The sequence below is a fragment of the Streptomyces sp. NPDC048191 genome, assembly GCF_040652655.1.
Classification (GTDB): Bacteria; Actinomycetota; Actinomycetes; order Streptomycetales; family Streptomycetaceae; genus Streptomyces.
Window position 1 is genome coordinate 59,628 of record NZ_JBEZMO010000006.1, and the last position, 12,842, is coordinate 72,469.

Consider the following 12,842-nt stretch of genomic DNA (forward strand, 5'->3'; position numbering starts at 1 on the left):
GCGGGGGGCGAGACCGACAGCGCCGGCGGCAGCGGACGCGGAGCCCCGACCACCGCCAGCGCAGCGGCCACCCCCGCCCGCACCCCGACCACCCGATCGAGGCCCTCGCCCACCTCAGTGCGTGTGACCACTCGAAGCCGGCGCGGGACCGGCGTTCTTGACCGTCAGAGGCAGCAGCTTCTTGCCGGTCGGGCCGATCTGGATGTGGGTGTCCATCTGCGGGCAGACGCCGCAATCGAAGCACGGGGTCCAGCGGCAGTCCTCGACCTCCGTCTCGTCGAGGGCGTCCTGCCAGTCCTCCCAGAGCCAGTCCTTGTCCAGGCCGGAGTCGAGGTGGTCCCAGGGCAGGACCTCCTCGTAGGTGCGCTCACGGGTGGTGTACCAGTCGACGTCCACGCCGAAGGGCGCGAGGGCCTTGTCGGCGCAGGCGATCCAGCGGTCGTAGGAGAAGTGCTCGCGCCAGCCGTCGAAGCGGCCGCCGTCGTCGTAGACCGCGCGGATGACGGCGCCGATGCGGCGGTCGCCGCGGGAGAGGAGGCCCTCAATGATGCCGGGCTTGCCGTCGTGGTAGCGGAAGCCGATCGAGCGGCCGTACTTCTTGTCGCCGCGGATCTTGTCGCGGAGCTTCTCCAGGCGCGCGTCCGTCTCCTCCGCCGAGAGCTGCGGGGCCCACTGGAAGGGAGTGTGGGGCTTGGGGACGAAGCCGCCGATCGAGACCGTGCAGCGGATGTCGTTCGAGCCCGAGACCTCGCGGCCCTTCTGGATGACGTGCGTCGCCATGTCGGCGATCTGGAGGACGTCGTCGTCGGTCTCCGTCGGCAGGCCGCACATGAAGTACAGCTTCACCTGGCGCCAGCCGTTGCCGTAGGCCGTGGCGACCGTACGGATCAGGTCCTCCTCCGAGACCATCTTGTTGATGACCTTGCGCATGCGTTCCGAGCCGCCCTCGGGGGCGAAGGTCAGGCCGGAGCGGCGGCCGTTCCTGGTCAGCTCGTTCGCCAGGTCGACGTTGAAGGCGTCGACGCGGGTGGAGGGGAGCGAGAGGCCGATCTTGTCGTCCTCGTAGCGGTCGGCCAGGCCCTTGGCGATGTCGCCGATCTCCGAGTGGTCCGCGGAGGACAGGGAGAGGAGGCCGACCTCCTCGAAGCCGGTCGCCTTCAGGCCCTTGTCGACCATCTCGCCGATGCCCGTGATCGAGCGCTCGCGCACGGGGCGGGTGATCATGCCGGCCTGGCAGAAACGGCAGCCGCGGGTGCAGCCGCGGAAGATCTCCACCGACATGCGCTCGTGGACCGTCTCGGCCAGGGGGACCAGCGGCTGCTTGGGGTACGGCCACTCGTCCAGGTCCATGACCGTGTGCTTGGACACCCGCCACGGGACGCCCGACTTGTTCGGGACCACGCGGGCGATGCGGCCGTCCTGCAGGTACTCGACGTCGTAGAACGCCGGGACGTACACCGCGCCCGTCTTCGCCAGGCGGAACAGGACCTCCTCGCGGCCGCCCGGCCGGCCCTCCGCCTTCCACTCGCGGATGATCCTCGTCATGTCGAGGACGGCCTGCTCGCCGTCGCCGATGACCGCCGCGTCGATGAAGTCGGCGATCGGCTCCGGGTTGAAGGCCGCGTGGCCGCCGGCCAGGACGATCGGGTCGTCCTCGGTGCGGTCCTTGGACTCCAGGGGGATGCCGGCGAGGTCCAGGGCGGTGAGCATGTTGGTGTAGCCCAGCTCCGTGGAGAAGCTGAGGCCGAACACGTCGAAGGCCTTCACCGGGCGGTGGCTGTCGACCGTGAACTGCGGGACGCCGTGCTCGCGCATCAGCGCCTCCAGGTCGGGCCACACGCTGTACGTGCGCTCGGCGAGGACGCCCTCCTGCTCGTTGAGGACCTCGTAGAGGATCATGACGCCCTGGTTGGGCAGACCCACCTCGTACGCGTCCGGGTACATGAGCGCCCAGCGGACATCGCACTCGTCCCACGGCTTGACCGTGGAGTTGAGCTCTCCGCCGACGTACTGGATCGGCTTCTGCACGTGCGGGAGCAGAGCTTCGAGCTGCGGGAAAACCGACTCGACAGGCATCTCGCGAACCTTCATGAGCTGACAGGGGTGACCATCAAGCCTAACCCGGCCGAGAGGTTCCCCCGAACGCTCAGACGGCCGCCCCGGACGTGATCTCCTTCCACAGCCCGGGCAGCTCCGCCTCGGCCTGCGCCGCCCGTGCCTCCTCGCGCCCGTACAGCACCCCGTACGTGAACGTGTTCTCCCCCGCCGCGTGCGCGACCGCGGACAGCTCGCGCAGGGTCAGGCGGGTCATGACGCTGTCCTGGTGGTCGCCGAGGAGGGTGGTCAGCGACTTCATGCCCCTGGTCAGGGAGCGGGCCGGTTTCCCGAGGGCCGCGGTGGCCGCCTCGGCCGCGTACCGGGTGCGCTTGCCCTTCTTGCGGGCCTCGTGCACGGCGGTGTCCCGCTCCGCGCCGGGCGGGGCGCCGAGGGCCTGCTCGATGAGGGCGGACAGCGTCGCCAGGTCCTTCCGGACCGCCTGTGCGAGCACCTTCTCCGGCTGGTTCCCGGCGGCCTTGCGCAGCGGCGGGTCGGCGAGGAGCGCGTCCAGGGTGTCGAGCAGGGTCAGATAGCGGCGGGAGTCCAGGACGCCGGTCAGATGGGCGTGCGCGCCGCCGCGCCGGGCCTCGGCCCAGGTGGCGAGGCGTTCGGGGACCGGGCCGGTGACCAGGTCGGGCGGGAGGGCGTCGAGGGCGGCCGTCAGGCGTTCGGTCATCACCTCGTGGTCGCGGTCCACGCCCAGCTCGCCCGCGAGCCACTTCAGCTCGGCCCCGACGGGGTCGGTGACGGTGCGGTCGAGCACGGAGCGGAAGCTGCGCAGGGTGCTGCGGGCGCGGCGGGTGGCGACCCGCATGCGGTGCACGGAGTCGGGCACGTCCCGGCGGACGGCGGGGTCGAGCTCGACCAGCACGTCCCGCTGGGCGCGCAGATAGGCGAGGACGTGGTCGCCGGCCGTCACCGGCGGTGCGGGCCTGACCTTCTCACGGCGGTGCCCGGAGGTCTGCGCCAGGGCCCGGGCGAGCTTCGACGACGACTTCGAGGGGCGCACACCCGCCCTGCGCAGCCGTTTCTCCACCAGGTCCAGGAAGGCGGGGTCGCCGTCGTCGGCCAGTTCCACCTCGATCTCGGTCCACTGGGCGGCCCCGCCCCGGCCGGTGAGTCGCTCGGCGGTGACGGCGTCGATGCTCGCCTCGGCGAGCAGGGTGCCGTCGGCGTCGACGAGGTGGCGCACGTCGCGGGCGGAGCGCAGCCGGACCAGTGGGACCAGCTCGGCGTCCCGGACCCGGGAGCGGACCAGGGCCGCGATCTCCTCGGGGACGGTGTCGGACAGCGGGGCCCGGATCTCGTCGCGGACACCGGGGGCGACGGGGAACTTCAGATGCCAGCCGGCGTCCGACCCTCCGGTGCGGCGACGCAGGGTGAGGCAGGCGCCGGCCAGGCGTTCGTCGGCGGTGTCGTAGTAGGTGGCGTCGAGTTCCATCAGGCCCTTGTCCAGGACGGCCGCCACCGCGCCGACGCCGGTCAGGTCGGGCAGCCCGCTGTCGTCGGACTCGTACTTGCGCTCGATCTCGCGCTTCGTATCCGCCATGAACCGAATCTAGTGGCCCGTGGAGCGGCACGGCAGGGGCCGATCCGGGCAGACGGCGGAAAATTCCACACATCCACCCGGCATACGGTGGGCTATGCCGACATGGGTCTTTGCACCTTGATCGACTGCAGCAGTCCCACGGCCACCCACACCACGAACATCGACGAGCCGCCGTACGACACGAACGGCAGGGGCAGACCGGTGACCGGCATGATGCCGAGGGTCATGCCGATGTTCTCGAAGGACTGGAAGGCGAACCAGGCGACGATCCCGGCGGCCACGATCGTCCCGTACAGCTCGGTGGACTCCCGGGCGATGCGGCAGGCGCGCCACAGGACCACGCCCAGCAGGAGGATGATCAGGCCGGCGCCGAGGAAGCCCAGTTCCTCCCCCGCGACCGTGAAGACGAAGTCCGTCTGCTGCTCGGGCACGAACTGGCCGGTGGTCTGCGAGCCGTGGAAGAGGCCGGCCCCGGTCAGGCCGCCGGAGCCGATGGCGATGCGGGCCTGGTTGGTGTTGTAGCCGACGCCCGCCGGGTCCAGGTCCGGGTTGGCGAAGGCGGCGAAGCGGTTGATCTGGTACTGGTCCAGGATGTGCAGCTGCCAGATGGCGACACAGCCGAGCACACCGGCGATGAGCAGGCCGAAGATCCAGCGGTTGGAGGCGCCGGAGGCGAGCAGCACGCCCAGGATGATGGCCACCATGGCCAGGACCGTGCCGAGGTCGGGCATGAGCAGCACGATCAGGATCGGCACGGTGGCCAGGCCGAGCGCCTGCACCACGGTGCGGTGGTCGGGGTACGGCTTGTCCCCGGCGTCGACCCGGGCCGCCAGTATCATCGCCATGCCCAGGATGATCGAGACCTTCACGAACTCGGCGGGCTGCAGCGAGAAGCCGCCGCCGAACACGATCCAGTTCCGGCTGCCGTTGATGGTCGCGCCGAGCGGGGTGAGCACCAGCAGCACCCCGAGCAGGGAGACGCCGTAGAGGATCGGCACGGCGTTGCGCAGGGCGCGGTGGCCGAGCCAGATCGTGGCGATCATCAGGGCGAACCCGATGCCGAGGTTCATCAGGTGGCGGACCAGGAAGTAGTACGGGTCGCCCTGGTTGATCTCGGTGCGGTTGCGGGTCGCCGAGTACACCAGCAGCGAGCCCATCAACGACAGCACGAGGGCGGCCAGCAGCATCGGCCAGTCGAGCCTGCGGGCCAGTGAGTCACGGGCGAAGACCCTGGTCCAGCCGGCCCGGTCGGGGCCGTACCCGGAGACGGAGAAGCTGTTCGCGCCGGTCATGAGGGCATCCTCCGGCTTCCCCTCCTGCGAGGACGCCTGCGGGTGTTGCGGTTGCCCGTGGTGGGCGGGCTGGTGGTGGCGGGCTGCTGGTTGTCGCCGTTGGTGGGGTTGTTCTGCTGGGAGGCCTCGGCGTCCTTGGCCGGGTCGCCGGTGACCTGCGGGGCGTCGATGGTGCCGTCGGTGCGCACCTTCGGCAGGCCCTTCTGCGGCTCGGGCAGCAGTGCCTTCTTGTTGTCGATGGAGCCGTCGCCCTGGACGCCGTAGAGCGCGCTGTAGATGTTGCGCACGGCTTCACCGGCGGATCCGGAACCCGTACCGGCCTGGGAGATCGTCATGATCACCGAGTAGTCCTTGGAGTACGTGGCCAGCCAGCCCGTGGTCTGCTTGCCGTAGACCTCCGCGGTACCGGTCTTGCCGTGCAGCGTGATCTTGTTCTGCGGCCAGCCGTTGAACTTCCACGCCGCCGTACCGCGGGTGATGACGCCCGCGAAGGCGTCGTCCATGCCCTTGAGGGTGGCCTGGCTGACCGGCAGCTTGCGCTGCACCTTGGGCTTGATCTCCTGCACGCTCTTGCCGTCGGGGCTGATGATCGCCTTGCCGATGGTCGGGACGTACTCGGTGCCGCCGTTGGCGACGGCGCCGTAGATCATCGCCTCCTGGATCGGCGTGACGAGCGTGTCGCCCTGGCCGATGGAGTAGTTGATCTCGTCACCCTCGCGCATCTTGTTGCCTTCGAGGCAGTTCTCGTAGGCGATCTTCTCGACGTAACTGCCGTCCTTCTTACCGGACTTGCACCAGGCGTCCTTGTTGGCCTTCCAGTAGTCCAGCTTCCACTGGCGGTCGGGGACGCGGCCGGTGACCTCGTTGGGCAGGTCGACGCCGGTCTCCTTGCCGAGGCCGAACTGGTGGGCGGTCTTGAAGAAGTAGTCCTTGGGCTGGCCCTTCTTGGGGTTGATGCCGCCGTCCTTCTTCCACTCGTTGTCGCCGAGGCCGTAGAAGACGGTGTCGCAGGAGACCTCCAGGGCGCGGCCCAGGGAGATGTCGCCGAAGTTCTCGCCCTCGAAGTTCTTGAAGACCTGGCCGCCGACCGAGTAGGAGCTGGTGCAGGGGTAGCCGCCGTCCCAGGCGTAGCCGGCATTGACCGCGGCGGCCGTGGAGACCACCTTGAACGTCGAACCGGGGGCCGCCTGCCCCTGGATGGCCCTGTTGAGCAGCGGGTAGTCGGAGTCCTTGCCGGTGAGGGCCTTGTAGTCCTTGGCTGAGATGCCGCCGACCCACACGTTCGGGTCGTAGGTGGGTGCCGAGGCCATCGCGACGATCCGGCCGGTCTTGGCCTCCATGACGACGACGGCGCCGGAGTCGGCCTTGAAGTTCTCGCCGGTGTTCTTGTCGAACTGCTGGCGGGCGGCCTTCATGGCCTTGTCCAGTTCGTACTCGGCGACGCGCTGGACGCGGGAGTCGATGCTGGTGACCAGGTTCGAGCCGGGCTCGGCGGCGTCCGACTTGGCCTTGCCGATGACCCGGCCGAGGTTGTCCACCTCGTAGCGGGTCACGCCGGCCTTGCCGCGCAGCTCCTTGTCGTACTCCCGCTCGAGGCCGGAGCGGCCGACCATGTCGGAGCGCAGATAGGGCGAGTCGGTGTTCTTCGCCTGCTGGATCTCGGCGTCGGTGACCGGCGAGAGGTAGCCGAGCACCTGCGCGGTGTTGGACTTGCCCGGGGCCGGATAGCGGCGGACGGCCTCGGGCTCGGCGGTGATGCCGGGGAAGTCCTCGGCGCGTTCCCGAATCTGCAGGGCCTGCTTGGGCGTCGCCTCGTCGGTGATCGGGATCGGCTGGTACGGCGAGCCGTTCCAGCACGGCTTGGGGGTCTTGGCGTCGCAGAGCCGGACCTTCTGGATGACTTCCTCGGGTTTCACGCCGAGGACGCCGGCCAGCTTGGTGAGGACGGCCTTGCCGTCGTCCTTCTGCTTGAGCAGGTCGGTGCGGGAGGCGGAGACCACCAGGCGGGTCTCGTTGTCGGCGAGGGGCACGCCGCGGGCGTCGAGGATGTCGCCGCGCACGGCGGGGTCGACGACCTGCTGGACGTGGTTGCCGGAGGCCTCCTTCTGGTACTGGGCGCCCTCGCGGATCTGCAGGTACCACAACCGGCCGCCGAGCGTCCCGAGGAGGGAGAGGACGAGGATCTGGATCACGACGAGCCGGATCTGGACCCGTGGGCTCCTGCCGGTCTCGGGGATGTTGGTCACTGCTGCTGTCTCCCCCTCTCAGTGCGTGAATGCGTCAGCGCGTACGAATGATGAACGATCAGCCTGTGAGCCCGCGTTCCGCGACAGCTGACCCGTTCGGGTGAATGTTCGACTTCCCGTCCGTGTGAACTCGTCCGCCCTCACAGCCGCTTGACCCCCTTGATCCGGCCGACGCGCACGGAGCGGGTCCGGGCCTTGGTCTTCAGGGCGCCCAGGCCGCCGCGCTGGCCGCCGATGCGCAGGCCGGTGCCGGAGGACAGCCAGCCGGCGGAGATGTTGCCGGCCTTGGCGGCGGGGCCCGTCTCGGTCAGCGGGTCGTTGTCCGCGCGGCGGGCCAGCCACATGATCCCGGGGACCACGAACGGGGCGAGCAGCAGGTCGTACAGGGCCGCCGAGAACAGCAGCCCGGGCAGGCCGACATGGCGGGCGGCGGTGTCGCCGACCAGGGCGCCGACACCGGCGTAGAGCAGTGTGGAACCGACGGCGGCGGCGACCACGACGGCCATCGGTCCGGTCGCCGACTTCAGGCGGCCGTTCTCCGGCTTGATGAGCCCGGCGAAGTAGCCGATGACGCACAGCACGAGGGCGTAGCGGCCGGCCGCGTGGTCGGCGGGCGGGGCGAGGTCGGCGAGCAGGCCGGCGCCGAAGCCCACGAGGGCGCCGCCGACATGCCCGTACACCATGGCGAGGCCGAGGACGGTGAGCAGCAGCAGGTCGGGCACGGCGCCCGGCAGATGCAGGCGGGCGAGGACGCTCACCTGGATCACCAGGGCCACGACGACCAGCGCGCTGGAGAGCAGGATCCGGTTGAGGCGCATGGAAGAGTCAGCTCCTACTGCTGCTGGCCGGTCGTGTTCGGGTCGGCGGAGGGCGTCACCGTGACGGTCACCGTCGGTGTCGGGACCGGCTTGGGCTTGGTCGGCAGGACCTCGTCGCGCGGGTCCTTCTTCGGTGCCTGGACGACCACGCCGACGATGTCGAGCTTGGTGAAGCCGACGTACGGGGTGACGTAGATCGTGCGGGTGAGGCCGCCGTTGGAGGGCTCGACGCGGGAGACCACGCCGACCGGCACGCCGGGCACGAACGGCCGGTCCGCCTGGGAGCCGAAGGTGACGAGCCGGTCGCCCTTCTTCACCTGGGCCTGGCCGTTGAGGAGTTCCACGCGCAGCGGGCGGTCGCCCTGCCCGGACGCGAAGCCGAGTTCGTCGCTGCCCTCCATGCGGGTGCCGACGGTGAAGTCGGGGTCGTTGGCGAGCAGCACGGTGGAGGTGTCGGGGCCGACCGTGGTGACCCGGCCGACCAGCCCGTCGCCGTTGAGGACGGTCATGTCGCGCTTGATGCCGTCGTTCGCGCCGGCGTCGATGGTGATGGTCCAGGAGAAGCCCTGCGCCGCCCCTATGGCGATGACCTGGGCACCCTTGATGCCGTACTGACCCTCGCCGGCGATCTTCAGCATCTTGTCGAGCTGGTTCAGCCGGCTGCGGTTGCGGTCGTCGCTGCCGAGCTTCGCCTTGAGGGCCGCGTTCTCCTTCTCCAGCCGGGCGAGCCGGTCGTGGCGGTCGTCGGAGTCGCGGATCGCGGAGACGGCGTTGCCGACCGGGTCGACCACCGAGGACAGCCCGTTCTCGACCGGGCCGAACGCGGCGGCCGCGGCCTGCCGGGCACCGTCCACCGGGGAGTTCCTGCCCCCGCGGATGTCCACCGTGATCAGTGCGAATGCGATGGCGACCAGCAGGACCAGGAGCAGCCGGCTCTCTTTCGTGTCCCTCACGTGCGGCGGCCGTGCCCTTCCTCACTAGGAATTCGGGAGCCCCTTTGCGGGCGTTCGCGCGAAACGCAAACCCTGGGGGCCATTTGTGGGAGCTTATGCCTGCAATCAACGATCCGCCGCACGAGAGGAGAACGTCTCGTACGGCGGAATCGAAGCGTTATGTCATCTGCGCGGCTGGGCGTCCAGCACCTGCTGCAGCGCCTCGAACTCCTCGACGCACTTTCCGGAGCCGAGCGCGACGCTGTCCAGCGGGTCCTCGGCGATGTGGATCGGCATGCCGGTCTCCCGGCGCAGCCGCTCGTCGAGGCCGCGCAACAGCGCTCCGCCGCCGGTCAGAACGATTCCTCGGTCCATGATGTCGCCGGACAGCTCCGGCGGGCACTTGTCGAGGGTCGTCTTGACCGCGTCGACGATGGCGTTGACGGGCTCCTCGATCGCCTTGCGGACCTCGGCGGCCGAGATGACGACGGTCTTCGGCAGCCCGGACACCAGGTCACGGCCGCGGACTTCGGTGTGCTCGTCGGCGTCGAGGTCGTACGCCGAACCGATCGTGATCTTGATCTGTTCGGCCGTACGCTCACCCAGCAGAAGGCTGTACTCCTTCTTGATGTACTGGATGATCGCGTTGTCCAGTTCGTCGCCCGCGACACGGATGGACTGGGCGGTGACGATGCCGCCGAGCGAGATGACCGCGACCTCCGTGGTGCCGCCGCCGATGTCCACCACCATGTTGCCCGTGGCCTCGTGGACCGGCAGGCCGGAGCCGATGGCGGCGGCCATGGGCTCCTCGATGATGTGCACCTGGCGGGCGCCGGCCTGGGAGGACGCCTCGATCACCGCGCGGCGCTCGACGCCCGTGATGCCCGAGGGCACACAGACGACGACCCGCGGCCGGGCGAGATACCGCCGCTTGTGGATCTTCAGGATGAAGTAGCGGAGCATCCGCTCGGTGATCTCGAAGTCGGCGATGACGCCGTCCTTCAGCGGGCGGACGGCCACGATGTTGCCCGGCGTCCGTCCGATCATCTTCTTCGCTTCGGCACCGACCGCGAGGATTCCACCCGTGTTGGTGTTGATCGCGACGACCGACGGCTCGTTGAGCACGATTCCGCGACCCCTGACGTACACCAGCGTGTTGGCGGTCCCGAGGTCGACAGCCATGTCACGGCCGATGAACGACATTGAGTTCCCCATCCGGATTCATCTGGCCTTCCTGAACGTTTGAGGGCATGTCAGGACGGCGAGGCGGGTGCTGTGACGTGAAGGCTTCCATCGTAAACGCGCCTGCACGAACACTGCGCGAGGGTCTCCGCCATTGTCACCAGATGGCGGCCCGCCCCGCTTGTGGAGACGGTCCATCGGGGGCACGCGTTCCCCCGATCGGCACGGCATATGCCAAGGGACGGCCGGAAATATACGGCCGTCCCTGGTCAGGCGCCACCGGACAGAGCTGACGCCCACTCAGAAAAATTAGCGGAAAAACAAGCCGCCGCGACTCACACCCGGCCCGGGAAGAAGATCTTCACCTCGCGCTCGGCGGACTCCTCGGAGTCGGAGGCGTGGATCAGGTTCTCGCGGACGATCACGCCGTAGTCGCCACGGATGGAGCCGGGCGCGGCGGCGATCGGGTCGGTCGGCCCGGCGAGCACGCGCACGCCCTCGATGACCCGCTCGCCCTCGACGATCAGCGCGACGACGGGACCGGAGGACATGAAGTCCACCAGCGGCTCGTAGAAGGGCTTGCCGACGTGCTCGGCGTAGTGCTGCTCCAGCGTGGCCCGGTCCAGGGTGCGCAGCTCCAGCGCGGTGATCTGCCAGCCGGCCTTGCGCTCGATACGGCTGATGATCTCGCCGGTCAGGCCTCGACGTACGGCGTCGGGCTTGAGGAGGACGAGGGTGCGCTGGCTCACGGGAGGACTCCTTCTGACGGACGTCTGCGGTGGTGGGACGAGGTTACAGGGCGTGTCCGCACGTCCGTTACGCAGCGTCAGGTGTAGAGGAGCCGGACTCCGCCCGGGCCGCGAACCTGGCCTTCGCCTCGTCCACCTTCCTCCCGAAGTGCACCGATGCCCACCACAGCCCCGCGAACACCGCGCCCAGGAAGTACATGGTCGGGACGAAGACGCCGGAGACGACCAGCGCGAGCTGCAGGGCCCAGCCGAGGGCCACCCCGCCGGGCCGGGTCACCATGCCGCACAGCAGCACGCACAGCAGCATGGCGATGCCGCTGACCAGCCACACGGTGGACATGGACAGGCCCGGATCCTTCATGGCGACCAGTCCGGCGAACCCGATGACGAAGAACTCGCCGATCAGCGTCGATGCACAGAGCGTACGCATTCTTGAGCCTCAGCCCTTCCCCAGCAGCAGCCGGGCCTCGCCGACGGTGATGACGGAACCGGTGACCAGCACGCCACCGCCCGCGAACTCGCCCTCCTCCTCGGCCAGCGTGATCGCGGCCTCCAGGGCGTCCGGCAGCCGCGGCTCGACCTGCACCCGCTCCTCGCCGAACACCTCGACGGCGATCGCGGCCAGCTCGTCCGCGTCCATCGCCCGAGGGGTGGAGTTCTGCGTGACGACGACCTCGGCGAAGATCGGCTCGAAGGCCTCCAGCAGGCCCCGCACGTTCTTGTCACCGCTCGCGCCCACGACGCCGATCAGCCGGCTGAAGTCGAACGCCTCCTGCACCGCGGCCGCGGTCACCCGAGCGCCCGCCGGGTTGTGCGCCGCGTCCAGCACGACGGCCGGGGAGCGCCGTACGACCTCCAGCCGGCCCGGCGAGGACACAGCCGCGAAGGCCTTGCGGACCGTGTCGATGTCCAGCGGCTCGGCGCGCTGCGCACCGACCCCGAAGAACGCCTCCACCGCGGCGAGCGCGACGGCCGCGTTGTGCGCCTGGTGGGCGCCGTACAGCGGGAGGTACACCTCGGGGTACTCGCCTCCGAGGCCGCGCAGCGTGAGCAGCTGACCGCCGACGGCGACCTGCCGGGCCACGACGCCGAACTCCAGGCCCTCCCGGGCCACGGTGGCGTCGACCTCGACGGCCTTCTTCAGCAGCACCTGGGCCGCGTCCACCGGCTGCTGCGCCATGATCACCGTCGCGTCCTGCTTGATGATCCCGCTCTTCTCGCCGGCGATCTCCGCGGGCGTCTCGCCGAGACGGTCGGTGTGGTCCAGGTCGATCGGGGTGACCACGGCGACGTCACCGTCGATGACGTTGGTGGCGTCCCAGGAGCCGCCCATGCCGACCTCGACGACGGCCACGTCCACGGGGGCGTCCGCGAAGGCCGCGTACGCCATGCCGGTGAGCACCTCGAAGAAGGACAGCCGGTACTCCTGCTGTCCGTCCACCATCTCGACGTACGGCTTGATGTCCTGGTACGTCTCGATGAACCGCTCGGCGGAGATCGGCGCGCCGTCCAGGCTGATGCGCTCGGTGATCGACTGCACGTGCGGGCTGGTGTACCGGCCGGTGCGCAGCTCGAAGGCGCCGAGCAGGGCCTCGATCATGCGGGCGGTGGAGGTCTTGCCGTTGGTGCCCGTGATGTGGATCGAGGGGTACGAGCGCTGCGGCTCGCCGAGGACGTCCATCAGCGCGGAGATCCTGCTGACCGACGGCTCCAGCTTGGTCTCGCCCCATCGGGTGGCCAGCTCCGTCTCGACCTCGCGCAGGGCCTTGTCGACCTCCGGGTCCTCCGGCCGTGCGGGCACGTCGGCCTGCGGCGGGCCGCCCTGGGTGCGCAGGGTGCGGCTGCCCGCTTCGATCACGGCGAGATCGGGGTCGCGGGTGGTCTCGGCTTCGATGATCTCCTCGAAGCTGTCGAGGGGGTCGGGGGTGTCGCTGGTACCGGGGTGGTCGCTCACGGTGCCAGTCTACGGAGCGGGCG

Annotated in this window: 10 protein-coding genes; all 10 read right to left on the minus strand. The window is 69.7% G+C overall.

Translation table 11 applies throughout. The features are described 5' to 3' along the window. Window positions 1-114: 114 nt before the first annotated feature. Window positions 115-2,076 carry a TIGR03960 family B12-binding radical SAM protein gene (locus AB0D93_RS12445; protein ID WP_362117419.1) on the minus strand — a complete coding sequence of 654 codons (1,962 nt, stop codon included), beginning with the start codon at window positions 2,074-2,076 and terminating at the stop codon, window positions 115-117. A 70-nt stretch (window positions 2,077-2,146) separates the two neighbouring features. Then, window positions 2,147-3,646 carry a CYTH and CHAD domain-containing protein gene (locus AB0D93_RS12450; protein ID WP_362117423.1) on the minus strand — a complete coding sequence of 500 codons (1,500 nt, stop codon included), beginning with the start codon at window positions 3,644-3,646 and terminating at the stop codon, window positions 2,147-2,149. A 92-nt stretch (window positions 3,647-3,738) separates the two neighbouring features. After that, the gene (gene rodA / locus AB0D93_RS12455) at window positions 3,739-4,938 is read right to left on the minus strand and encodes a rod shape-determining protein RodA (RefSeq protein ID WP_362117426.1); all 1,200 of its coding nucleotides are present in this window, start codon (window positions 4,936-4,938) and stop codon (window positions 3,739-3,741) included. Beyond that, on the minus strand, window positions 4,935-7,184 hold the full coding sequence (gene mrdA, locus AB0D93_RS12460) for a penicillin-binding protein 2 (protein ID WP_362117429.1): 2,250 nt from the start codon (window positions 7,182-7,184) through the stop codon (window positions 4,935-4,937). The genes rodA and mrdA overlap by 4 nt, the downstream gene beginning before the upstream one ends. A gap of 140 nt (window positions 7,185-7,324) precedes the next feature. Beyond that, complete coding sequence (gene mreD, locus AB0D93_RS12465) at window positions 7,325-8,002, minus strand: rod shape-determining protein MreD (protein WP_362117432.1); 678 nt, start codon at window positions 8,000-8,002, stop codon at window positions 7,325-7,327. Between the two features lie 14 nt (window positions 8,003-8,016). Then, window positions 8,017-8,955 (minus strand): rod shape-determining protein MreC, encoded by a 939-nt coding sequence (mreC, locus tag AB0D93_RS12470; protein WP_362117435.1) that lies wholly within the window; start codon window positions 8,953-8,955, stop codon window positions 8,017-8,019. Window positions 8,956-9,117: 162 nt separating this feature from the next. Beyond that, window positions 9,118-10,137: a rod shape-determining protein gene (locus AB0D93_RS12475; protein ID WP_031158632.1), complete on the minus strand. Its 1,020-nt coding sequence runs from the start codon at window positions 10,135-10,137 to the stop codon at window positions 9,118-9,120. Window positions 10,138-10,451: 314 nt separating this feature from the next. Continuing rightward, the gene (gene ndk, locus AB0D93_RS12480; RefSeq protein WP_362117439.1) at window positions 10,452-10,865 is read right to left on the minus strand and encodes a nucleoside-diphosphate kinase; all 414 of its coding nucleotides are present in this window, start codon (window positions 10,863-10,865) and stop codon (window positions 10,452-10,454) included. Between the two features lie 67 nt (window positions 10,866-10,932). Beyond that, window positions 10,933-11,295 (minus strand): DUF4233 domain-containing protein, encoded by a 363-nt coding sequence (locus AB0D93_RS12485; RefSeq protein ID WP_362117442.1) that lies wholly within the window; start codon window positions 11,293-11,295, stop codon window positions 10,933-10,935. A 9-nt stretch (window positions 11,296-11,304) separates the two neighbouring features. Then, a complete protein-coding gene (locus tag AB0D93_RS12490) occupies window positions 11,305-12,819 on the minus strand; it encodes a folylpolyglutamate synthase/dihydrofolate synthase family protein (RefSeq protein ID WP_362117445.1) in 1,515 nt (504 codons plus the stop codon). Between the last annotated feature and the right edge of the window lie 23 nt (window positions 12,820-12,842).

Excerpts from the sequence above, each read along its gene's own strand:
- AB0D93_RS12475 (WP_031158632.1), bottom strand. The coding sequence starts at position 10,137 with ATGTCGTTCATCGGCCGTGACATGGCTGTCGACCTCGGGACCGCCAAC.
- AB0D93_RS12485 (WP_362117442.1), bottom strand. The coding sequence starts at position 11,295 with ATGCGTACGCTCTGTGCATCGACGCTGATCGGCGAGTTCTTCGTCATC.
- AB0D93_RS12450 (WP_362117423.1), bottom strand. The coding sequence starts at position 3,646 with ATGGCGGATACGAAGCGCGAGATCGAGCGCAAGTACGAGTCCGACGAC.
- mreD (WP_362117432.1), bottom strand. The coding sequence starts at position 8,002 with ATGCGCCTCAACCGGATCCTGCTCTCCAGCGCGCTGGTCGTCGTGGCC.
- rodA (WP_362117426.1), bottom strand. The coding sequence starts at position 4,938 with ATGACCGGCGCGAACAGCTTCTCCGTCTCCGGGTACGGCCCCGACCGG.
- AB0D93_RS12445 (WP_362117419.1), bottom strand. The coding sequence starts at position 2,076 with ATGCCTGTCGAGTCGGTTTTCCCGCAGCTCGAAGCTCTGCTCCCGCAC.